The sequence below is a fragment of the Petrocella sp. genome (assembly GCF_059865615.1).
In genome coordinates this window covers 112,219-136,252 of record NZ_JCBCDA010000113.1, presented here as the reverse complement: position 1 = coordinate 136,252, position 24,034 = coordinate 112,219, and the positions used below count along the sequence as shown (strand labels likewise).

Sequence of the window (24,034 nt, the reverse complement as noted above, 5' to 3'; positions counted from 1 at the left end):
ATAGCTATTATTATTTTGATATTAATTTTCTTTTTTAAGTTGTTAAAGAAAATAAGCAATATCGAAGAATTATTGAGAAAGATTGTTGAAAGAATGAACGTTGATGATAAGTAGATTCGGATTTTAGCAATGTTATGAAGTTGATAAATACAGCAAAGTCTTATGTTAGGGTCACATCAAACTAACAGAGGACTTTTGTGTGTTTTTCTTAGATAAGGTCTCTATATTAAAATGAAAAGATAGGCAAGTAACTGTGAAAAAAGAAGTGGTAATCACGACTAAAACTGAGACTAAACAGATAAAACCAGTAGCATTATTATCAGGGATCCAAAGCAATGTTTTAGAATCCTGTATGATTCAACTACAAGACAACTAGTTTAACACCTAGGTTCTTGCAAGGGAAATGCTAAACCAGAAGTTGATTTTACAAATTGGAATCTCTGATTCCAATTCACCCTAATAATCATTAAATCAAGAAAACATAGAATAAGAGTATGAAGGATCTTAAAGTACCCTCTGTTAAACGGAAGTTGTCACTAACCCTCAAATAGAGTATGATAAATACTCGAAGAAGAGGAGAACAACGATGAGTTATAACAAATACAGTAAGGAACAAAAAGAAAAGATACTATCTAGAATACTTAGTGGTGAAGAGTCGATTAGTGATATTCATAAAGAAACAGGAATCAATGCAAACAGGTTATATAGATGGCGTGATGAGGTCAAAAGAACAGGTTTATCATCAACAACAAAGTATAAAAAAGCAGAAAATTGGAGTACCTAAGATAAATTTCTAGTTGTTTTAGAAACAGCAAACTTAAGTGAAATCGAGTTCTCAGAGTACTGTAGAAAAAAAGGGATCTACCCAGAACAAGTAAAAGAATGGAAAGATGCTTGCATGCAGGCTAACGGTGGAACATCAGAGAGAACAAGTAAAGTCAATCAAGAGCTAAGAAAAGAAAAAAAGGAAAAAGAAAAGTTGCAAAAAGAGTTGGACCGTAAGGAAAAAGCGCTTGCAGAAGCGGCAGCATTATTGGTACTTGGAAAAAAGGCCAATGCGATATGGGGAACGGACAACGAGGAAGACTAATTAGTGCCCAAGATCGTAAACAAGCTTTAGAGCTAATTAGTGAAGCAGTAGAAAATGGAGCAAGATTATATAAAGCTTGTGAAATTATAAAAATTCATACAAGAACGTTCAATCGCTGGAAAGACAGTGATTATACAGGATAGTTAGCATAGGATTTAACACTATCAATTTTGTGCAATCCCCTGATGGCTTTCTTCATTGAGTAGGAAAAACATGGGAAGTTAGCATTAAAACAACCAGTGAATTCTAGTATAAAAAATTAAATGTAGAACAATACTTATTAAAAGCGGTTAAACAAGATGATATGGGATGATATACCGAGGTATTTGGTCTGGGATATTAAAAAAAGAATTTGAGGGCAGTTATATTGTGAAGTCTTGGGGTTTTAACAAGTTATTAAACTAAAACTTTTGAAATAACAATGATGCTACTTCACTTTCGCTTTTGACTATCCACCATTAAATGGCTATAGTATAATTTCTATTGAATTTTATTACTGAACTGAAAGGGAGACTTAATTGAATTTGATAAACATAACACTTAATTTTTAGTTACTTATGCTTGTTCTTATGAGATTAATTATCCCTATAGTACCTTCGGAACATAAATTACATAGGGATGGTCTTTTTGGTGGATAATGTCGGGCCGGATGGACTAACAAACTGATTTTCATTATTAAGAGGATTTCGTGGCACAAACATTACATTGTCTTACTAATCTAATTAATGCCTCTCATGTCATCCTACTGGTGGGGGCTATGTACAAGAATATTTATTTAAGTGTGATTTTAAAATCATAATAAAAAAGCCTTAGTATTTAATTATTCATAAATCCTAAGGCTTTTATATCAATTACTGTACCTGGAACGATGACAGCTTATGTTCAAATTAGCGGTGGTTTAGAGTTAGCTACTATTAACTATACCGCAAAACTCAATATAGAATTTCTCTCAAATTAATAGAGGTGAATTTATGAGTCTGAAGACTATTGCAAAGGAGGAATTACATTGGATAACTTACCTTATCTAATTACAGTTGCATTTGCATGGATAATTGTGATTGGAATTGGAGTAATAGTTTATAAACTTATTCGCAAGCATAGAAAGTGAGGAACCAGTTGTCTCAGTCGGTTCTTCTGGTTCGATAGAGTGAAAAGTTAACACAGTATAAGTTAGGCCTGCTAGTCAGAGATTTGACTTGCAGGTCTTTTTATCTTGAAATAGTTTTTCAATGTAAGGTATACGGTAAACCATATATGTAATAACACACACTTTTAGTTATGACTAATTTAGAAATTGAAAAATGGATTTATCATATCGTAACATCAGGGGGCTGTCGGAAAACAACCCTTATAGAAAATAGTATGCCGCTGTGAGCTTCATACTATTTTTTTGCCTAATCCTATATTTTGTGAGTTCTATATTTATATGAAAAAGGGGCAGCCGGATAGTATCCGACGGCTCCTTAATTCATGTGCGTGCTAATTGAATAGACTATAGGTTTTGATTCACCTGAACGTTTTATTCATCCACGGATGGTGGGATTAATACGAAATTACCGACAAATTTTTTCTCGAGAAATTCTCTTTGAGCGTCCGCTATTTGTTCGAGTGGAAATATTTTTGCTACAAGTGGTTTGATTTCACCCTTTTCAATATAGGAGATAAGATTAGGAAAAACTGGTGCATCCCATGCGGTGCATCCAATCAGTCTCAGATCTTTCAAATAAAAATCCCGCATGTCAAAAGTTACAATGGGTCCTCCAATCGCGCCAGAAGAAACATATCTTCCATTTCGTTTCAACAATTTAATCATGTCTCCAAAACTAGGTCCTGCAACATTATCAATGATGATGTCAAAACTTTTTTCACCGAGTTTGGAAAGAATATCCTCATCTCGTCTTACGACTAGGTCCGCTCCGATAGCAAGAACCTGTTCAACCTTAGATGCCGAAGCAATTGCAGTAACAATTGCCCCACGTCTTTTTGCAAGTTGAACGACGGCTGAACCTACGCCCCCTGAGGCGCCAGTGACTAAAATATGCTCATCTTTACTTACATTTCCACGATGAACCATATTCTCAGCTGTTCCATAAGCGCAAGGGATTGTTCCAAGTTCGGCATCACTCCAATCGCAATTTACGATAAATGCTTCTGATGCCGGGACTTTGACATATTGAGCGAAGGCACCATCAAAATCTGATCCCATCCAGATATTTTCCATGGATTCAAAATCAAACCGTCGCATGCATGCGCGTACAAGAACACGAGCGCCAATAGAGCTTTGATCTCCTCCTGGGGCAACTGTAACAATACGTCCACAACAATCTGTCCCTTGAATGAACGGGAAGGGCGTTGCTTCATTCCATCCACCATCCGCATTACTTAATGCCAACTGCTTCTCGGTTGCACTTTCTGTACTCGTTGTAATTGAAGATGAGTACCAACCAACACGCGTATTGATTTCTGTGTTGTTGACGCCTGCAGCCAATACCTGTATGAGAACTTCACCAGATTCTAGTGAAGGCATCCGCACCTCTCTACATTCAAGTTTTTCATAACCACCATTGCCGGCAGTAACAACCGCCTTCATTGTTTTCTCTCCTGATATTGGTTCGAATCGATCATTCTTAGGAGTAGTATCCCATTTTGTTTCCATATAAACTTCCTTTCGATAAACATATTAATTATTATTGCCTACACATAACTATTACCAAAATTTCGCGCTAACTTATAAATCCTATATTCTTTAGTAATTTAAGAAGCATTTAGTAGTACCTTTTTAAGATTAACATTTAATACCCCCTCTTTCAACAATAGGTTTTAATTGATAGAGAAGATATACATTTTGATAGTATCCACCTATAGAAAGGTAAAGAATGAATCCATTTATAATAATGAAATGCAAAATAAACCAATAATGATCACAAAACTAACGGTTTCCTATGAAAATATTCTAAATTTATTGCAATACTATGAAGTGATCAATCTAATTGATTTATTGTTGCTGAGTAACTATTCAGAACCCCTGATAGAGTCCTGAAAATTCATTGTGTAAAACAGAGAAATTTATTTTCTGTTTTGTGCGACCGGAGGTGCGGCGACCGGAGGGACGGTTCTCTTGGTTCCTCAGTCACTTTGAAAGTATAAACTGGGGACCAGACCGAGACAGTTCTTGGGTTTGATAAATGAAATATATTACAAAGAATCTACAAAAGTCTCCTTGGTCTTTATGTAGATGGATACTAGAAAGTAGAGCGAGATGTATTGTGAATAAAAAAACCGAAATAGTAAAAGATGTTTTACTTGTTACCATTGCTAGCTTCTTTGCATTAGTGGTAGCTTTTGTATTGTATTATTCGATATTTATGAATTTTAGAAACATACGAACTAAGACACCACGTATAGCTTTGTAGCATCATTATGTGTTGGATATGAGATTATTTGAATACTTCGTTACTTTATTATATATAATACGAGAGTACCAGAATGATTCAGAGCAAGCATTCTAGTTAGTTCACTTACCACATTCAGGGCTGAAATAGGCATCCAATCATATAGAACACCGATTGTGATCAACTTGGTTATGCTTTTAATTTCTGCAGCAGGAATGTTCCTACTTCATAAGATGAAAAAGAAGTGGTATCACTATTATGCACTTGTATTATCAATAATGGCTATAATATTTTTTTTTCTGCTTTTCTATATATTATGTCAATCTTTAATAAAAATCCTTCAATGGCATAGCCTTATTAATATTAGTCGCATCTAAAGATGGAAGTTGCATGACATCTAAATCTTCTTGAGCAATCTTTGGAGACTTTCTAAAGGCGTTTGGCGCAATGCCATATATAGCTTGAAAGCAGTGATAGAAATGACTTAAGTTACCAAAACCTACTTCATAGGAGATATCAATGACTTTGACTTTGGAAAATGCAATTATATTAGCAGCATATTCACAACGTATTTCATTGATGAATTGTGTCGGAGTTTTATTCAGGTGCTTTTTGAACATTCTAGAAAGATGCTCAGGGCATTTGTCTGAAAGTCGATACATGGCATCCAGACCGACAACAAAGTTTTCCTTTTTATGCATTTCAAAGGCTAACCATTTAAGCCATGTGGGAACATTGCTATTTCCTTTAGCTATTGAAGACGAAAAGTATTTTGTTATGATTCTCATGAGTACAATTCTAAATATATAAGCAGAATTCTCCTTAGATAATCGCCTTGATAAGACCAATTGCTCTAAATCTGCAATGACTTCATTGTACTCATTTTGATTTAAATGCACTATGGGCGGTAATTTTGAAATTAAGAGTTTTTCTGCGTTGAAGGTAGGACCAAGATAATTTAGTAATTCAGTTATTGCATTCATGGGTACGAGAATATTAATAATGCTAAATCGTTTTGATATCTTTTCATAATTGTGAGCATCATCAGGTCGAATAAAAACAAGATCTCCTTTTTGGAGATTTTCTATAGATCCGTTCACATTGTGCTGGGCAGTACCTTCATTAACAATAAATAATTCATAATAATTGTGGAAATGCTCAACTTTTAACTGATTGGGATCATCGATAATGCTTGCATAATTATAATTGGGATTGTTTATAAAATTATTGATAGAAATCTGTATTGGTTTCATAAGGTTCTCCTTTAATAGCCATAAATACGTCGATAAGTCAATATAGCACAAAGATTTAGTCAATGCAAGAGAAGCGTTTGTTTAATTGTCTTGATATAATGGTTTTAGTCATTAAGGTGAGAATGACGGTAACGTACTTAAGGAGGAAATATGAACAACTTCAAAGTTAAGAACCCTCGAAAAGATTTGCAATACGAGATAAATTTTACAAATGCTTATAGAGAAGCAATAACTAAATATGATCGACCGGAAGAAATCGAAGTTGCATGTTTAAAAGCCCAATTTCCAGCCGCATTACACCCCATTCAAGACGAAGATTTATTTGCTGGACGGTTGCAAATGGGATTGGTAGGATTTGGAATCCAAGGCCAAACTGGTGGTTTTGGATATTATATGGATGAAGAAAAAGTAACGCGAGAGCTTGAGTTTGCTACCGGAAATGCAAAATATCGTGAAGATCTTCATGATCTACTAACATTCTGGAAATCTAAAAATACAACAACAATTATTTTTAATCAAAGACCGGATGAGCTACAGGACATTTTTCCATCAATGGATTGGAAGAAAGAGCCTTTACCAGCGTGTCCGATAGTCAGGATGGCTGGTGCCTTTATAGATTATGATAAACTTCTAAGCCTGGGATTGAATGGACTTATGGACTTGGTGAGAAACCGTCGAAAACAAGCCATCGAAAATAATGAAGATGTTGTGATTTATAATTGTATGCTAGAAGAAGTTGAAATTGTAAAAAATGTATGTGCGTTCTATAGTAGTCAAGCCACTAAGTTGATGAATACTATAAACAATCAACAAAGAAAGACTGAATTAATGCATATAGCAGATGCATTATCTAAGATTCAAACGAACCCACCAAGCAGTATGTTTGAAGCTTTACAGTTGTCATGGTTATACGGTTTACTGATTCCTTTGTTGCAGCATGGTAGAGTTGATGAGTATATCGGCGATTTTTATGTACATGATATCGATAATGGTATTATTACAGAAGAGGAAGCTTTAGCGATGCTTCAATCATTTTTCCGACTTATCGATCACATGGATTCAGAAACAGACGGAAGAGTTATTATCGGTGGATATGGGCGTAGAAATCCTAAAAATGCAGATCGAATTTGCTTGACAATTATTGAAGCTTGTCGAACGGTACGAGAACCCTTACCGCAGACGACACTAAGATTTAATAGCAAAACGCCTATAGCAGTATGGAATGCGGCAATGAAATGTATTGAAGAAGGAAGAACATACCCTTTGTTATATAACGATGATGTTCTTGTAGATGCTATTGGTAAAGCCTTCGATGTTTCAAAGGAAATGGCTGAGTCATATATGCCTCTTGGATGCGGTGAATTTGAATTCAATCATTTTAGTTTTGGTAGCCCGAATGGTTCAGCAAATTCACTCAAAATGTTAGAATTAGCAATTCGTGGTGGTTATGATCATATAAGTAGTAAAAAGATGGGGCCAAAGGTTAAATCCCTAAAAGCGTGTATGAATTATGAGGAGTTCTATGAAGCATATAAATCAATTTTATCCTATTATATTGTCGCTCAAGCAAAATTCCAAAAATATGAGTATGATATGACTGGGGAAATGCATCCCTTCTTATTGGTATCGATGCTATATGACGGATGTTTAGAATCCGGTAAGGCAATATTTAATGGGGGGTGTGCGCATTTAACAGGCGCATTAGAATTATATGGAAATGTTAATTCCGCAAATGCTTTAGCAGCAATTAAAAAATATGTATTTGATGAGAAAATACTGACAGTCGATGCATTGGTAACAGCGATGGATCACAATTTTTATGGGTATGATAAGATTCGGAAGTTATTACTAGATGCACCAAAATATGGTAATGATGATGATTATGTGGATGAAATCTATATAGACCTGCATAATTACATTGCAGAGACATCAAGAAAACAAGCTTCGGCAGTAGGACTAAAAGCGTATCTATATGTGACCATTAATAATGCACAAAATACAACGCTTGCAAGATGGGTTGGGGCGACACCGGATGGTAGAAAATCAGGCATGCCTATGGCAAATGCAAACAACCCTTCACCGGGAACAGATAAAAATGGCTTAACAGCCATGCTTAACTCTCTCGTAAAGCTGTCTCATGATAATCATGCCGGAGCGGTTCAGAACATGAGATTTACAAAAGAACTCATGGCTAGCTCTAGAGAAAAGGTACATCTTGCATTAACCAGTTATTTTGTTAGAGGTGGAGCGCAAGCAATGATTACGGTTTTAGGTAAAGAAGATTTATATAATGCCATAAAAAAGCCGGAAGATTATAAGGATTTAATCGTGCGTGTCGGTGGATTCAGTGCTAGATTCGTAGATTTGAAAAAGGACATCCAGCAGGAGATATATGACAGAGTTACCTATTAATACAAAAAAAGCACGGGTGTTTGACATACAACGATTTTCACTGAATGATGGCCCTGGTATTCGCACAACTATATTTTTTAAAGGCTGTCCTCTGAGGTGTAAATGGTGTCATAATCCTGAATCGTTCTTATCAGGACCGCAGTTTTTATATAATGAATTCTTATGTGTCAATTGTATGGAATGCATTCCGGTATGCCTTCCAGGGGCACATAGTAAAATTGTATATCAAGGCCAAGAAAAACATGTTTTTAATCATGAACTGTGCAATTTTTGTGGAGAATGTGTTAGAGTATGCTGTTATGAAGCGCTAAAGATTGTTGGCAAAGAATATTCAACAAAAGAATTGTTTGAGGAACTTAAGCCGGATCTAGTATACTATGAACTTCCTAATGAAAGGCATGAGAGAGGCGGTATAACGTTATCAGGCGGGGAACCGATGAATCACGCTGACTTCATCGCTGACTTTCTAGACTTAACAGAAGGTATTCATGTCTGTATGGAAACTTCGGGGTATGCACCACCTGAAAAATATTTAAAGCTACTACCGAAAATAGATTTGTTTCTTTTTGACTATAAAGTGACGAATCCGGAGAAACATAAGTACTATTGCGGGGTAGATAATGCACTGATTTTATCAAACTTGGACCTTCTATATAAAAGTGGTGCTAAAATAATCTTAAGGTTTCCAATAATACCTGGCGTGAACGACGATCTTGAACATTTAGAAGGCATTGCAAAACTAATGAAGAAGTATAATCGAATTGAGTATGGCGAGATTATGGCTTATCATAATTTAGGAGAATCAAAAATTGAACAATTTGGCATGAGGAATATGGGCATTCATCAGAAAAGTGCAGGCAAAGAAGAACGAAGTAAATGGATTTCAATTATTAAATCTTATGGTATACGTCATATAAGATAAAAATTTGACTCTTATAAAAGAGTCGAAAATAGGAAATAGGAGGAAGATATCATGTGTAAAACAAAAAGAATCATGGGGTTGTTATTATTGTTAGTAGTGGTTTTTAGTGTGGGGTGTAGTAACAAAGAGAATGTTGCAAATGAAGAAACAACTGAAACTGAAGTAACAGAAGAAGCTAAAGAACCGACTTCATTGTTTGTATCCAGATGGGCAGGTCCTCATGCGGACACACAAAAAGAAATTATAAAAGATTATGCCGATTCAATGGTGATAATGGATGATGTAGATTACGGTAATCTTAAACAAAAACAAATACTATCGTTTCAATCAAAACCCGGCGATGGCAACTATGATGTGGTTTGGGTGAACTACTTTTGGATGAAAGAATACGTAGAAAACGGTTACTTACTGCCAATCGATGACTACATTAAAGAGAGCGGACTTGATACTTCAATGTACTCAAAAAGTATGATGGACAGCTGTGTTATTGATTCAAAAACATACGGATTACCAACTTTTGCTCAGACGTTAATATTGACTTACGATTCAGTAGCGCTGGAAAATGCTGGACTAGAAGTACCAAAAACAACAGATGATTTAATTGCTGTGGCTAAGTATTTTAAAGAAACAGAAGGAACAGGTATTGCACTACCGGCTAAGCAAGGCGGAGCATCTACACAAGTATATGCACAAATTCTGTTTGGAACAGGTGGTTACTACTTTAATGAAGAAGGCATGATTGATTTTACATCTGAAGAAAGTATATACGCGGCAAAATCTTACGATGAATTAGCAAAATACTCTTTAGATGGTTCGCTGGCATGGCACCATGATGATGTGGCAGAAGCAGTAAGAACTGGACTTGCACCAATAGGTATTACAATGAGTGCGTTAGCCAATCTTAATGCGGATCCAGATCAGTCAAGAATTGTAGATACAGTCAAATATGCACCACTCCCAGGTAAAACAGGTGATGTCGTTGGAAACAATCAGTTCTGGGTTTGGACGATTGCTAAGAATACAGAAAAACCACAGGAGTCTTTTGATTTTATTAAGTGGTTTACAAGTCCTGAAATTGAAAAGAGTCAAACACTTATTAATCAACAAGTCAGTGGAATTATAGCGTTAAGTGAAGATGCTGAAGTTAAAGAGGCAGCTCCATTTATAGGGGTTGTTATGGAAGCTTTATCAAGTGCAAGGATGGATCCAGTGCTTAAGGAAACACAAACAATGAAAGATGCACTTATAGCAACACTTTCTGAAATAGCGTCTACGGATGTTGATCCGGAAGAAGCTATGAAAAAATTACAAGAAGCATTAAAAGATGTAGACTTTAGTGATTATAAATAATAGTGTAGGACCAGGGGGTGCTAATACCACCTCCTAATTTTTTGGAAGAGGTGTACATTTATGAAAAGAAATTTTTACTGGTCTTTTGAACGAGGGGACTTATTACCATTTTTGTTAATTTTACCTACGCTTTTATTAATAACGTTTGTTATGATTATACCTTTATTTTTTGGTACATTTATTAGTTTTTTTGATTTTAGTTTAGGTGGCTTTGATTTAGCGAGAGATTTTCTTGGTTTTGATAATTATGTACGATTTTTTAATGATGCAACTGCTATAAAAAGTATAGTTGTAACCGTATTATTTTCTGTGGGAGCAATATCGGGTGACCTACTTTTTGGAACTCTAGCAGCTGTATTAATCTTTCGTCTAAGCCATAAGGCATCCTCCATACTACGTCCTATTATTACAATGCCACTTTTGGTATCGCCAATCATTGTGGGTTTGATTTGGAGATATATCTATGATCCACAGGGCATACTCTATTGGTTTTTAGGACTTTTTGGTCTGGGCATAAAGGACTTTCCAGGTGTAACTTCACAAAGCACAGCGCTAATTTCAATTATCATTGCCCATTGGTGGCAAGTAACGCCTTTTGTCATCATTATATTGACAGCAGGGTTAGTAGCCATACCACATGAGTATTATGAAGCTGCATATGTAGATGGAGCAGGTGCTTTTAGAGCTTTCCAAAAGATTACACTTCCATTTTTGTCACCAATGTATATGGTGATTTTATTAATTAGTGGCGTAGATACAATTAAGATTTTTGATATTATTTATGCACTTACCGGAGGCGGGCCTAATAATTCAACGATGTCCGTAAATATTTATGCGTTTAATCAGGGCTTTGTAAATACGAATATGAGTTATGCCTCAACGGTATCTTTATTTGCCATGTTATTAGCTTTTTTGATGTTTGGTCTTCCGTTTATACGTAATAATCGAATTCAGCATGAAGAATACAAATAAGGAGATGATAAATAATGAGATTTAAAGGGAAATGGTATTTTAATGTTATTGAAAAATTGATTTTAGTCATCTTCCTAGTATGGACGGTGGTACCTATTTATATCATCATTTCAAATGGATTTCGACGAACATTGGATATAAAGACGATGCCGCCGGATTTGATGTTTAAACCAATATTCAGCCATTTTGAAAAAGTATTAGTTAATGATAACTTTATGAAGTATTTTTTGAATTCAGCTGTGGTAGCGATTAGTACATCCATCATCGTTATTCTACTAGGTATGTTCACGGCATATGGTATTTTGATTTATCGATCTAAGTTTGGAGAGTATTTCTCTGTGTTTATGATTCTTGGTAAACTCGTACCAACGATAACAATTTTGATTCCTTTGTATATTATGATGAACAAAGTGGGATTAACGGGTACCTATTTTGCACCAATTATTGCGCATTCGGCAATACAGCTACCCTTTATTACATGGCTGATGCTTTCATTTATGCGCAGTTTGCCTAAGGAGTTATTAGAAGCATCAAGAGTAATGGGTTGTTCAAGAATGAAATCGCTTTTTTTTATCATATTTCCATTATTAAAGCCAGCGGTAGGTTCTGCAGTTATTCTTACGATGCAATACTCTTGGAATGAATTAATGTTTGCTTTGCAATTAACCAATATAAAGACCTATACATTAACAGTTGCAATTGCAAAATATACGGGTGCGCTATCAGTAGATTGGGGCAAAACCAGTGCGGCAGCAACGATTACAATGGTACCAATTATAATCATTGGATTTTTTATGCAAAAATATCTTGTAACAGGTTTGACGGCAGGTTCGGTAAAAGGATAATTATAGAAAGAAGGATTTCACATTATGATGTATTATGGGGCACAATACTACCGTCCGCCATTTCCAATGAAAGATTGTTGGGAACGAGACATGGAAAATATGAAAGAACTTGGATTTAACGTCGTTAAACTGTGGGCAGTTTGGAATTGGATTGAAAAAAAACCAGGTGTATTTGATTTTAGTGAACTGGATGAATTGATAATAATTGCAAAAAAAAATAATCTTGGCGTCATCATCAATGTTATTCCTGAAGGCGCACCTTACTGGACAAGTGAAGGTAACGAAGATGCTTATTATGAAACAAAAGACGGATTGAAAATCACGTATGGTGGTCCGGCCAATCTTCCATCTGCGGGATGGCCAGGTTTATGTCTTGACAATCCTAAGGCAGTAGAACTTGTTACACGCTTTTTAGAGAAAACAGCAGAGCATTATAAGGATGAGACAAGCATTGTATCGATGGATGTATGGAATGAACCCCATCTAGAACCAATGTATGATTACAGAGATGATATTTTATGTTATTGTGAACATTCAAAAAAACAATTTATTCTGTGGTTGAAGAATAAATATGACTCAATTGAGCATTTGAACGCGGCTTGGTTTAGAACCTATAGAAGCTGGACAGAAGTTGTTCCGCCACCTAGGTTTGGAACATGGGCGGATATGATGGACTGGCGTATATTTTGGCTTGGAAACTTACAACGATGGCTTAGAATACGAGTTGAAGCAATAAAAAGAGGTGCGCCAATGATTAAAACTCAGACACATATTGCTTATAGTGGTTATCTTGGCAACGATTTAATTGGCGGACTGGCTAATGAACTAGGTGATGAGTTCCTTTTAGCAAAGGAAGTAGATATTTTCGGCTTGACAAGCTTTCCCAAATGGCTCATGAAGAAGGACCAATTATATAAACATATGATGCATAATGAGATTGTTGCTGAAGCATCAGACGGTAAGTGTTTTTACCAAGTTGAACTTCAAGGAGGCGGTGGCAAAGCAGGTCTACTTGGTGGAGAAACACCTAAGAGACGTGACATAATATTATGGAATTATCATACGATATTGATGGGAGGAAAAGGAAGTGTTTATTGGCAGTATGCACCGGAACCCTCAGGTATAGAAGCACCTGGGTTTGGACTGACCGGACTTTTAGGTGAAAATACAGAAAGATCATTAGTAGCCGGAGAATGTGCTAAGCTATTTAATACTAGTCTGTTAGATCAAGCGATACGTGTGAAACCTTCAAATGCAATCTATATATCGAGACAAACAGAAGTCTTGACATACTCAGCAGGAAAGATGGATAGATTCTATGTAGATAGTATTAATGGTATTTACAAAGCGGCCTATAGAAATGGAATACCTATGGGCTTCTTACATGCAGATCATGTTGGTGACATTGCTAAACAAGGTGTTAAAGTGCTTTATCTACCAATGTTATTAGCATTATCAAGGAATGAAATAGAAAGCCTATATTCTTTTGTAAAGCAAGGCGGTACACTGATTTCAGAAGCATGTCCGGGATTGTTTGACGAAGCTGGGACCATGGATAATAATAGCTATACTCTAGAAAAATTATTTGGACTAAAACATTTTGACTTAACAGAGATACCGGCTAACAATAATCTGACTTTTTCAGATTTGAATAATATCAACTATCCAAGTAAAATGTATCATCAGATGGTGAAACCTTTATCTGCTGAAATCCTAGGTTTATTTAATGACGGCACTACAGCGTATTCGGTAAACAGAATTGGTGAAGGCAAAGCATATTGGTTTGGTACCTTTGTATTTAGTGCCTATGCATCAACAGAGGATATCGTTTTAGAAAACTTACTGATGTCCTACGCTGATGTGGGTGGGTATGAAATCATTGAAAAAATAGTACATAATCGTCAAAGAACAAAGGAACTACAAGCTCCCGTTATTCGCTTACTTGAGACAAAAAATCAGTATATTATTATTGGTGTGAATCACTATTTTGAAGAAGTTATAGTAGATATTTATTTTACTAAGCCTCAAAAGATTTCAAGTAAAGAGGCCGAAGAAATAAAGTTAACTTTAAATATTGATGGATCTAATGGCACAGTCTTTAGTTGGTCTAAATAAAACTTAATCTATTGCATATAAAAAGGCAATTATAATATGTAATCACCTGTAAGGGAATCTCTTAAGAGGTTCCCGTATTTATCGTATACAACTATTTTCAGGAATACGTGAAAAACAACTTAGAGAACAGTAGTATCGTCGGAATTTTTACGATACAATATATACAAGTAAAATGAGATTAAATCAAGCAGGTACCTATCTCTAGATTATGTAACGGATAATATCAATGAAAAATGATTCTTGACTACCAGATGAAATAAGTGCAGTATTTATTAGGAGTGGTCCATATTGTGAAAAAACCATTACTACCACTAATAATCTATACTCTCCTTCGGTGTACCTGGGGAATACTATAAACCGTAGCAGGCTTGCTGGGTTTTTATTTAATATTACAAGTAGTCATAATCTATATCACGGAGCTGTTCGAACAATAGGGCCTGTTAAGAGTGGGTTATCGTTCGGTTTATTTATCTATATTCCCGCGGATTGTTCAAAAGGGATATTAGAAAAGTTTTCGGTACGTGAGTATGAGCATACCTTGCAATCACTGGTTTTTGGTTCTTTGTATTTACCGGTTATTGGTTTGCCATCTTTTATTTGGTTTCTGATATATCCGATAAGCAAAAAGAAAAGGGCAATTTCTTATTATGATTTTATTATTAAAAAATGTGCAGATGTATGGGTGGGATTATTATTTATAAAGCAACAACTTGGAGGTAACCATGAAGATCAGAAGAACAACATTAGAAGATTTAGACGAGATACTCACCATATACGAAGATGCAAGAGCGTTTATGAAGAAACAGAACAATCCTGGCCAATGGGGTGAGGATTATCCAAGGAAAGAACTTCTTAAAAATGATATTAGCCTTGGAAGAAGCTATGTGTGTATTTTAGACAATCATGTAGTAGGCACATTCTGTTTTGAAGTGGGCGTTGATCCTACATATATGGAGATATTTGAAGGTGAATGGCTGGATGATGCGCCTTACTTTGTGATACACCGTATTGCCTCTGCTAGAGGTAGCAAAGGAGTAGCTTCCTTTTGTGTTGATTGGTGTTTTGATCAACACCCGAATATACGCATTGATACTCATAGAAACAATAATCCCATGATACGGTTTTTAGAAAAAAACGGTTTTATGAAATGCGGGATTATTTATATTGAAAATGGTGATGAGAGGATTGCTTTTCATAGAATAAAGTAGGAAAAGGGGGTCACTTATTAATGATTTCAATATCTACTAAGGTACCTTAAAAAGAACACAGAAGAAACCCAAAACAACTGGTCAAGTCTAATGATGACAATGCTATGTGATGCTAACAAAGCAAGAAAACATAAAATCGAAAGGAATCAGTTGTTTACCGAATCTGAGGTTCAATCGTATGTGTCACAATATGATGCCATCTTAGAAACTGGTATTAAGCAAAACAAAACTTGTGTTGGAAAATACGCAAAAAAGGACGAAAAAAAGTTATTAAATCGGTTACAAAAGTACAAGGAAAACCACTTATTGTTTATTAAGGACTTCGCAGTCCCTTTTGAAAACAATATGTCTGAGCGTGACCTTAGAAAATGTAAAAATCGCCAGAAAATGTCAGGTGGTTTTTGCAAATCAGAAGGTCATCAAATGTATTGTAAGATTTTAAGTGTGATTGAAACATGTAAAAGAAAAAATATGGGTGTGTTTCAAAATATTATTAAAATATTAGATGGTTCACCAGCTATTTTTTAGCTGGATTGTTCGTCGTTATTTAGTTTAGGCTGAATAGTAACTTTCAAAGCTGTCAATAGCATCAGAAACTTGACAAAAACCTAACAATTGTCTATAATAGTGAAGTAGTTTGAGCGAAAGACAAAAGTGTTTGTCGTGTAATACGATTATGGCATATGGCTTGTGCTCTATTTTTTTATATAGAAACATAACGGAGGAGAATTAGTGTGAAAGAATATTTAAACAGCCAATAAATTGGCACAACTAATAAGCTGTTTTATAAACAGCCAACGAACAAGAACTAGTTATCAAATTTACGAAGCTCTAGTGGTTCGGTAAGTATACCCTCCTGAATAAGCAGTTTCATTGCTTGTTTGATTGCCTTAGCTTTCTGTTTTTCAACGAGAGGCTTTGGCATATCAGCTTTAAAAAGGTCGCTAGGGTTCCATGTCTCACCAGTAGAGAACATTTGATAAATAGAAGTCAGAATCATTCTGGCGATAGCAATAATGGCACGTTTTTTACCACGACGTTTCATGATGCGTTCATATTTTTGTTTGTAGTAAGGGGAATCAGTAGATTTCACGGCTGCATGAGCACACTGTACTAATGCAGGTTTTAGGTAGACTCCGGCACGTCTTATTCTAACCGATTTTTTCTTACCAGCAGATTCATTATTACCGGGAGTGAGACCAGCCCAACAACATAAACGTTTAGAAGAAGAAAACTGAGACATATCCGTACCGATTTCAGAAATAATCGTAATAGCGCTATTGCGCTTGATACCTGGAATGGTACACAGTAACTGAACAGCATTTTCATAAGGAGCAATCAAAGAATCCAATTTAGTGTCTATATCGTTAATCGCAGATGTGATATAATCTAAATGTGTACGGATAAGGTGCATGCGATATTTTTGGGAATCAGTCATCTGATACCCTTCGATAGAATCAATGACACTATAAGACTTTTTCTTAAGTGAGCGAAAGAGTCTGGAAGAAATTTCTTCGTGGTTGATGGAATTGTCGGATTGCTCGATTAGGTAATCAACAATAGATGTAGCTGATTTCCCAAAGATATCTGAAACGACCGAATCTAAAGCAACGTTACAGACAGTAAGAGCGTTCTGATAACGATTCTTTTCGCTTGATCTAGCAGAAGTCAGTTTATAACGGTACCTGGTGTATTCTCTGAGGATACGTATAGCCTTGCAAGGAATAAATCTACCAGGAACCAATCCTAATCGAAACAAATCCCCAATCCATTTAGAATCTTTGGTATCGTCCTTGTTACCTTTAACAGTCTTCACCCATTTAGGGTTGGCGATGGTGATGTTAATATCATCTTCCAAGAGGTTGAAAACAGGGACCCAGTATTTGCCAGTAGATTCTATACAGATATCAAAGCATTGATTCGCAATCAACCAGTCTTTGAATTGCAAAATAGAATTGTTGAAAGTCGAGAAACGTTTCTTTTAATAAGAAGGTGTAACACCAGAGGTTGTTTTGATGATGGTGGCGACAAAGAAAGATTTGTGAACATCAACACCACAACAAGTTTGATAAACAACTTTCATAGAAAACTCCTTTCAAAAATGATTAAAAGAAGCCATTGACTATTTCGCCACACATTTAACTAGGTGTTAAAACAATTCTTAGTGTACGGTCTTATAGAGCCACTTATTTGTGCTTGGAAGGCGAAACTTACACTGATTATTATGCTGTTTAAAACGATAAAGAGTTTTACGACTCCTCCTACCGTGCTTTGTAGTATAGCTTCTTGAATTAAATTATACTAAGAAACTGGAGATAGTCAAAACTTTCATTACAATTTGTGCCGCTGCTTGGCGGCGGAATGGAGATTATTATGAAAAAATTATTTGCGTTACTATTCTCAACAGTATTAGCGGTAAGTGTTTTAGCCGGATGCGGTTCCACAGAGAAAGATGAAGGAACCACAGAACAAGAAAATGGCAAGAAGTGGGTTGTTGCGACAGATACGGTATTCAAGCCATTTGAGTACACCAATGAAAACAATGAGTTTGTTGGTATTGACGTAGACTTGTTAGCAGCAATCGCAGAAGATCAAGGATTTGAGTATGAATTACAGAGCCTTGGTTGGGATGCAGCTATAGCAGCGGTTCAAGCGGGGCAAGCAGATGCAATTATTGCAGGTGCTTCAATTACTGATGACCGTAAGGCGTCAGGATGGATTTTCTCAGATGGATACTACAACGCTACTCAAACATTTGTTGTTGCTGAAGGTAGTGATATCAAAAGTTTTGAAGATCTTGCTGGTAAGAACGTTGCCGTAAAAAATGCAACAGCAGGTGCTGATTTTGCAAACAGCTTAAAAGATGAGTATGGGTTTACAGTAACTACGTTTGAAGATTCACCTACAATGTATCAAGATGTTACACTTGGAAACAGTGTAGCATGTGTAGAGGATACACCAATCATGGCAACATCCATAAAAGAGGCAGGACTACCACTTATGATTGTTGAAGGCATGGAAAACGAAGGTTCTCCTTATGGTTTTGCAATCATGGATGAAGCCAATCAAGAATTACTGGATATGTTTAATGCCGGATTATCAAATATTAAAGCAAGCGGCAAATATGATGAAATCATTGATACATATCTAAAATAATACCAAGTTAGTTTTTACTTAGGACGTGGGAGACTTTTTAAGTCTTTCACGTTCTTGTTGTCATTAGGTATTATAAACAAAATAGTGATGAAAAGGAGAACAAATCAATGAGCTTGATTATTCAAACGTATGGCTCGATGCTTCTTGGAGCACTGGGAAAGACTTTATTGCTAACCCTATTATCATTGTTTTTTGCTATGATTATTGGAATGATTTTTGCATTGATGAATGTAGGTCATAACCGTTTCTTTAACTTCCTTGGGATTGTTTACGTAGATGCAGTGCGAGGCGTTCCGTTGATTGTTTTGGCATACTTTATTTATTTTGGGTTACCGACGGCTATCAGAATGATGGGAGTGGAAAATTTTAGATTGACTGCTTTACAAGCCGGAACAATGGCGCTGTCTATGAACTGTGGTGCCTATATGGCTGAGATTATTCGTGCAGGGATTGAAAGTGTTGACCGAGGACAGATGGAAGCCAGTAGGAGTCTAGGCTTAAATTATGCAAAAAGCATGCAGTTAGTAGTAGTACCCCAAGCAATTCGCACGATGATACCTTCTATCATCAACCAATTCATTATTACTCTAAAAGATACATCGATTCTATCCGTTATCGGTTTTCCAGAGCTTACGAATATGGGTAAAACCATCAGTGGCAATACTTTTAAAAGCTTGGAAACATGGGCGATTGTTGGTGTTATGTATATGGTCGTTATAATTACACTTAGTAAAATAGCTAAAAGAGTTGAGAGGAGGGTGAACCGTGGAAGGTAGAAAAACGATTATACATGTAGAGAATCTGAAGAAAAACTTTGGTAGTTTAGAAGTGCTAAAAGAAATCAGCATTGATATTTACGAAGGCGAAGTGGTTGTTGTGCTTGGGCCATCCGGAAGCGGGAAATCCACATTTCTTCGTTGTTTAAACCAGCTAGAGACAGCTACAAACGGTACAATCATTATTGATAATATGAACATAACAGATAAGCATACGGATATTAATAAGGTTCGGGAAAATATTGGTATGGTATTTCAACAATTCAATCTTTTTGCACATAAAACTGTTGCAGAAAACATTATGCTTGCACCAGTACAATTAAAGACAATGACCAAGGAAGAAAGTAAAGTCAAGTGCTTACAGCTACTCGAACGTGTTGGTATGCCGGAAAAAGCAGAAGCCTACCCATCTCAACTTTCAGGTGGACAAAAACAGCGTGTCGCTATTGCAAGATCATTAGCCATGAATCCGGATATCATGCTTTTTGATGAACCGACTTCAGCCCTTGATCCGGAAATGGTTGGCGAAGTCTTAGCAGTTATGAAAGAACTGGTAGCAGATGGTATGACCATGGTTGTAGTAACTCACGAAGTTGGTTTTGCAAGGGAAGTAGCAGATAGAATCATCTTTATGGATGGTGGCTATATCGTTGAACAAGGTACGCCTGAGGAAGTGTTTCAACATCCTAAGGAGCCCAGAACCATTGACTTTCTTAATAAAGTTTTATAGTCAATTAAAAGGAGCGTCCAATGAAAAAGATAATAACGATTAGTCGTGAATTTGGCGCCGGTGGCGGTGAAATGGGAAAACTAATTGCCAAGGCCTTGAATTACGAGTTTTATGATAAAGAGATTATTCTAAAAGCAGCAAGGGAATCTAATGTTGATGTAGAACGTCTGTTAAAATGGGATGAAAAAGTTCCATTAGACTTTGGTTTTGCACAAAGTTTGTTTGATTTCTATAATAGGCCATTAAGTGATCGGCTTTTTAAAATACAAAAACAAGTAATTAGGGAAATAGGTGAAAAGGGTAATTGTGTGATAGTGGGTCGTAATGCCAATATGATTCTTAAGGAGTTTGATTACACACTTCATTTATTTATACACGCAGATTTCCATTGGCGCTTGGAACGTATGAAGAAAAAGATGCCCAATCAAAAAGAAGCCAAAGTAAGTGAACAAATTCATGCCATTGACAGAACAAGGAAAAAATATTGTTCCCATTATACCAATACTGAATTCGGAGTTGCTGATTATTATGATATTAGTTTTAATACAGCAACAATCGGCATTGCTACTTGTGCAGATATCGTCTGTAATCTAGCAAAAAAGAAATGAATTCATTTCTAAAAAAAGTATATATTTCACTATTAGTTAGATAATAAAAACTCAGAGGATGATCCTTTGAGTTTTATTGTTTTAGCAGTTAATAGTGACGAGGAATCTGCAGGATATGAAGTTGTCAAAACTCACTTTTATGATATAATAAAAGTGAAAAAGTATGCTATTGGAAGGCAAAAAAATGGGAAATCAGATAAAAACAAAGGCAATTGTATTACATGAAATGCCTATTGGTGATTATGACAAACGGTTGGTACTCCTAACAAAAGAGCTTGGTAAAATTACGGTTTTTGTTAAAGGCGTTAGGAGATCTAACAGCAAAATGCTATCTTGTGCTCAGGTTTTCGCCTATGGTGATTTTATTGTTTCAAAAGGCAAAAACTGTTATAATGTTTATGAGGCTCAACTGATTGAATACTTTCATGGTCTAAGAATGGACATGGAGGATTTGACTTATGGTATGTACCTTGTGGAGTTTATGGCGTACACAACTCACGAAGATATGGACAATGTGGATTTGATGCATTTGTTGCTCTATGCCTTAAATGCCATTAACCACAAACGTATGTCAGCAAGATTGGCGATCAGAATTTTTGAACTTAAGGCTATGAGCATACTGGGTTATACTCCTTTGGTGAATGATTGTGCCATTTGCCATAATGATAAAAATATTATATTTTTCAGTACTCAGGTCGGAGGGCTATTATGTCATGATAAAAACCATCCGGTCAAAGATAAGATCAAAATCAATGAGGCAACATTGTATGCCATAAGGTACATATTGTCAAAACCGATGAAGGATATCTTTTCCTTTGAGCTAGAACAGGAATCGCTAATAGAACTTGAATTTATTATGAATCAGTTCGTTCCATTAAACCTAAATAAAAAATTTAAAACTTTAGATTTTTTATTAACACTATAAAAAGCGGGATTACCGCGACGAGGAGGACTTAGTATGGCAGATTTTTTTAGTAAATTAAAAAAAAGCATCGATAAAGGGACAGCAATTGTAAGCACAAAATCATCAACAATGATTGAAGTGAATAAGCTAAAATCAGAAATCAGTACAACTCAAAAAGTTAAAAAGGAAACACTACTGGAGTTGGGGACAAAAGTATTTACTTTATATCAAGAGGGTACATTTGACGTTGGCCAAGTACAGGACTTGATTACCAACATAGGCGAAGCTGACATAAGAGTGGCCGAATTAGAGACACAGATTGCTAAGATTCAAGACGAAGAAAAAACGAAGTTGGATGAAATTAAAGCAGAAGAACCAGAAATTAAAGAAGCGGTTAATGACGTCATTGATGAAGTTGGGGAAATTAATGTTCAAGTTGTAGAAGTGGTAGAAGAAATAAGTGATGAAGCAAAAGAAGTTGTAGAAGGCATTATAGATACAGAAAAAGGTACGATATAGTATAAGCACCCATGCTTAAATTTCCAAAACTATATGGTTGAACTTATACATACAATATTGGTTATGAGTGTATCAACGTAACCTTGATGTTGTGTGTGATTTAGAGAAACTAAGTTTTGAAGCTATAGCCACCCATGGATCATCGAAGGTTGTTTCAGATAAAGCGTCTTTTTAGTCTGGAACAATCTTTTTAATGAAAAAGAAGGGATAAAAAAGATTGCGGGTCATGACCAGAAAAATAGAATAAATGTATATAGAGATAATCTTTTTTTAGCGGTATTAACTGCCATTTGAAATGATGAAAGATTCAAGAAATACCCTCATCCAAACAGCCGCTCTAATTGCCCTAGAGCATCATGAAAAATGGAATGGCGCAGGGTATCCGGCAGGTTTTGCAAAAGGCGAGATACATTTATATGGGCGAATTGTTGCCTTAGCAGACGTGTTTAACATATTAAGCACAAATAGAGTCTATAAGAAGGTGTGGTCTATAGAACAGATTATCGATTTACTTCATCAAGAACGTGGTGAGCATTTTGATCCGAAACTAGCGGATATCATACTCGAGAATATTCATGCATTTATACATATCAGGGATGGGGCTTCAACGAAAGTACTTTGAGTTTGTCAAACCCATGTGTAACTCAAAATAATATAAGTTAAATAGAGAGATACAAGGACAACCCCTTCTTTTTTATTAATGTGATGGTCTTTTGATTTAGCAAATAGCCTAAAAGCCAAAAGGATAATCATCATAGCAGGGAACTGTAATTTGTAAAAACTTGCACCGACAGTAAGCCCTTTTGATGTGACAGCTGCAGCAGCACCAACAACAAAAAGTACATTCAGAATATCAGCACCGATAATATTTCCCACTGCGAGTTCACCATGTCCTTTTCTTACCGCTGCAATAGCGGTAGTAAGTTCAGGTAAACTGGTACCGAATGCAACAAGTGTGGCGGCAATGATGCTTTGGGGAATACCGAAACGAACGGCGGTTAACTCAATACTTGGTATTAATAACTTAGAAGATAAAATGACCATGGATATAGCAAACATAAGTTTTGCAATTTGAAAGATAGCTGGACTTTTAACAATATCCAGTTTTTCAAATGCCTCTGTACCATTTTTAGCCCAACGGATCATCATATACAAATAAATAATAAGCAGAGTCAGCAGTAAAAACCCCATCCATTGATGAATGATGCCTTCGTTATTTCTACCGAACATAGGTAATGCCAATACGACCAATAGTGCAGCAGAGCCGAATTGAATGCGACCTTGGCGGTTTAGAGTTTTTTGATCTATGGGTAAGTAACCGATTATAGCTGCAAGCCCGAGTATGAGTCCAGTATCTGCAATGATTGAGCCTACGCCATTGCCAAGTGCGAGGTCAGGGTTGCCTTGCATTGCTGCAAGTACTGAAACAGAGGCTTCAGGTAGAGTGGTGCCAAGAGAAACAATAGTTGCACCAATAATAGATTTAGGGATTCCCCATTGAATGGATAGGCTTACAGCCTCATCAACCAGAAAATCAGCACTTTTACTCAGGATTGTTAGGCTCACGATGGCAATGATAATTAATACAATTGTGGGCAATGTTTTCAGCAAATGAACATACATTTCTTCCATTATCTAATTCTCACTCTCAAAAAATGATTAAAATGTTAAAGATATAGTCTTGACACCCTAACCACAATATAATATTTATTCTTATAATAGGGTTATAATATCTATTTGTCAATCAGGAAGTCAATCATAAAAGTCGCGCTAAACGTTTTG

At 35.9% G+C, this 24,034-nt stretch carries 19 protein-coding genes and 2 pseudogenes; 17 read left to right on the top strand and 4 right to left on the bottom strand.

The annotated features are described in order from the left end of the window. Positions 1-586 precede the first annotated feature (586 nt). The gene (locus tag AC6F8J_RS13430) at positions 587-784 is read left to right on the top strand and encodes a transposase (RefSeq protein WP_500724008.1); all 198 of its coding nucleotides are present in this window, start codon (positions 587-589) and stop codon (positions 782-784) included. A 114-nt stretch (positions 785-898) separates the two neighbouring features. After that, positions 899-1,090 carry a hypothetical protein gene (locus AC6F8J_RS13425; protein ID WP_197715826.1) on the top strand — a complete coding sequence of 64 codons (192 nt, stop codon included), beginning with the start codon at positions 899-901 and terminating at the stop codon, positions 1,088-1,090. Between the two features lie 1,519 nt (positions 1,091-2,609). On the opposite strand, the gene AC6F8J_RS13420 is transcribed toward AC6F8J_RS13425, so the two are convergent. Beyond that, entirely contained in the window at positions 2,610-3,746 is a 1,137-nt protein-coding gene (locus tag AC6F8J_RS13420; RefSeq protein ID WP_500724006.1) for a zinc-binding dehydrogenase, read from the bottom strand. Between the two features lie 1,062 nt (positions 3,747-4,808). Then, a complete protein-coding gene (locus AC6F8J_RS13415; protein WP_500724004.1) occupies positions 4,809-5,735 on the bottom strand; it encodes a helix-turn-helix domain-containing protein in 927 nt (308 codons plus the stop codon). A 150-nt stretch (positions 5,736-5,885) separates the two neighbouring features. Between AC6F8J_RS13415 and AC6F8J_RS13410 the strand changes: the two genes are divergently transcribed. The 8 genes and pseudogenes from AC6F8J_RS13410 to AC6F8J_RS13375 form a co-directional block, all read left to right on the top strand. Beyond that, complete coding sequence (locus AC6F8J_RS13410) at positions 5,886-8,147, top strand: pyruvate formate lyase family protein (RefSeq protein ID WP_500724003.1); 2,262 nt, start codon at positions 5,886-5,888, stop codon at positions 8,145-8,147. Next, the gene (locus tag AC6F8J_RS13405) at positions 8,128-9,069 is read left to right on the top strand and encodes a glycyl-radical enzyme activating protein (RefSeq protein WP_500724001.1); all 942 of its coding nucleotides are present in this window, start codon (positions 8,128-8,130) and stop codon (positions 9,067-9,069) included. Before AC6F8J_RS13410 ends, AC6F8J_RS13405 begins: the two co-directional genes overlap by 20 nt. 51 nt (positions 9,070-9,120) lie before the next feature. After that, a complete protein-coding gene (locus tag AC6F8J_RS13400; RefSeq protein ID WP_500723999.1) occupies positions 9,121-10,419 on the top strand; it encodes an extracellular solute-binding protein in 1,299 nt (432 codons plus the stop codon). Positions 10,420-10,479: 60 nt separating this feature from the next. After that, positions 10,480-11,391 (top strand): ABC transporter permease subunit, encoded by a 912-nt coding sequence (locus tag AC6F8J_RS13395; RefSeq protein WP_500723997.1) that lies wholly within the window; start codon positions 10,480-10,482, stop codon positions 11,389-11,391. A gap of 14 nt (positions 11,392-11,405) precedes the next feature. After that, positions 11,406-12,236 (top strand): ABC transporter permease subunit, encoded by an 831-nt coding sequence (locus AC6F8J_RS13390; RefSeq protein WP_500723995.1) that lies wholly within the window; start codon positions 11,406-11,408, stop codon positions 12,234-12,236. A 24-nt stretch (positions 12,237-12,260) separates the two neighbouring features. After that, positions 12,261-14,351, top strand: coding sequence for a beta-galactosidase (locus tag AC6F8J_RS13385; RefSeq protein WP_500723993.1), 2,091 nt, complete (start codon positions 12,261-12,263; stop codon positions 14,349-14,351). Positions 14,352-15,073: 722 nt separating this feature from the next. Further along, positions 15,074-15,559, top strand: coding sequence for a GNAT family N-acetyltransferase (locus AC6F8J_RS13380; RefSeq protein ID WP_500723992.1), 486 nt, complete (start codon positions 15,074-15,076; stop codon positions 15,557-15,559). 48 nt (positions 15,560-15,607) lie between these two features. Beyond that, positions 15,608-16,087 (top strand): annotated as a pseudogene (locus AC6F8J_RS13375) (IS66 family transposase); the annotation flags it as partial. A gap of 280 nt (positions 16,088-16,367) precedes the next feature. Here AC6F8J_RS13375 and AC6F8J_RS13370 read toward each other — a convergent pair. Continuing rightward, positions 16,368-17,642: pseudogene (locus AC6F8J_RS13370) on the bottom strand (IS110 family RNA-guided transposase). 290 nt (positions 17,643-17,932) lie between these two features. Between AC6F8J_RS13370 and AC6F8J_RS13365 the strand changes: the two are divergent. The 7 genes from AC6F8J_RS13365 to AC6F8J_RS13335 all read left to right on the top strand — a co-directional run bounded on the left by AC6F8J_RS13365 (position 17,933) and on the right by AC6F8J_RS13335 (position 22,874). Further along, the gene (locus AC6F8J_RS13365) at positions 17,933-18,715 is read left to right on the top strand and encodes a transporter substrate-binding domain-containing protein (RefSeq protein ID WP_500723990.1); all 783 of its coding nucleotides are present in this window, start codon (positions 17,933-17,935) and stop codon (positions 18,713-18,715) included. 107 nt (positions 18,716-18,822) lie between these two features. Continuing rightward, positions 18,823-19,491, top strand: a complete 669-nt coding sequence (locus AC6F8J_RS13360) for an ABC transporter permease subunit (protein WP_500723988.1) — start codon at positions 18,823-18,825, stop codon at positions 19,489-19,491. Continuing rightward, a complete protein-coding gene (locus AC6F8J_RS13355) occupies positions 19,481-20,221 on the top strand; it encodes an ATP-binding cassette domain-containing protein (protein WP_500723986.1) in 741 nt (246 codons plus the stop codon). The genes AC6F8J_RS13360 and AC6F8J_RS13355 overlap by 11 nt, the downstream gene beginning before the upstream one ends. A gap of 20 nt (positions 20,222-20,241) precedes the next feature. Then, positions 20,242-20,829 carry a cytidylate kinase family protein gene (locus AC6F8J_RS13350; RefSeq protein ID WP_500723984.1) on the top strand — a complete coding sequence of 196 codons (588 nt, stop codon included), beginning with the start codon at positions 20,242-20,244 and terminating at the stop codon, positions 20,827-20,829. Between the two features lie 184 nt (positions 20,830-21,013). Then, positions 21,014-21,754: a DNA repair protein RecO gene (gene recO, locus AC6F8J_RS13345; protein WP_500723982.1), complete on the top strand. Its 741-nt coding sequence runs from the start codon at positions 21,014-21,016 to the stop codon at positions 21,752-21,754. Positions 21,755-21,787: 33 nt separating this feature from the next. Beyond that, entirely contained in the window at positions 21,788-22,252 is a 465-nt protein-coding gene (locus AC6F8J_RS13340) for a hypothetical protein (RefSeq protein WP_500723980.1), read from the top strand. Positions 22,253-22,550: 298 nt separating this feature from the next. After that, positions 22,551-22,874: an HD domain-containing phosphohydrolase gene (locus tag AC6F8J_RS13335; protein ID WP_500723979.1), complete on the top strand. Its 324-nt coding sequence runs from the start codon at positions 22,551-22,553 to the stop codon at positions 22,872-22,874. A gap of 5 nt (positions 22,875-22,879) precedes the next feature. Here the strand turns inward: AC6F8J_RS13335 and AC6F8J_RS13330 are convergent, their stop codons facing one another. Continuing rightward, positions 22,880-23,884, bottom strand: coding sequence for a calcium/sodium antiporter (locus AC6F8J_RS13330; protein ID WP_500723977.1), 1,005 nt, complete (start codon positions 23,882-23,884; stop codon positions 22,880-22,882). Positions 23,885-24,034 lie beyond the last annotated feature (150 nt).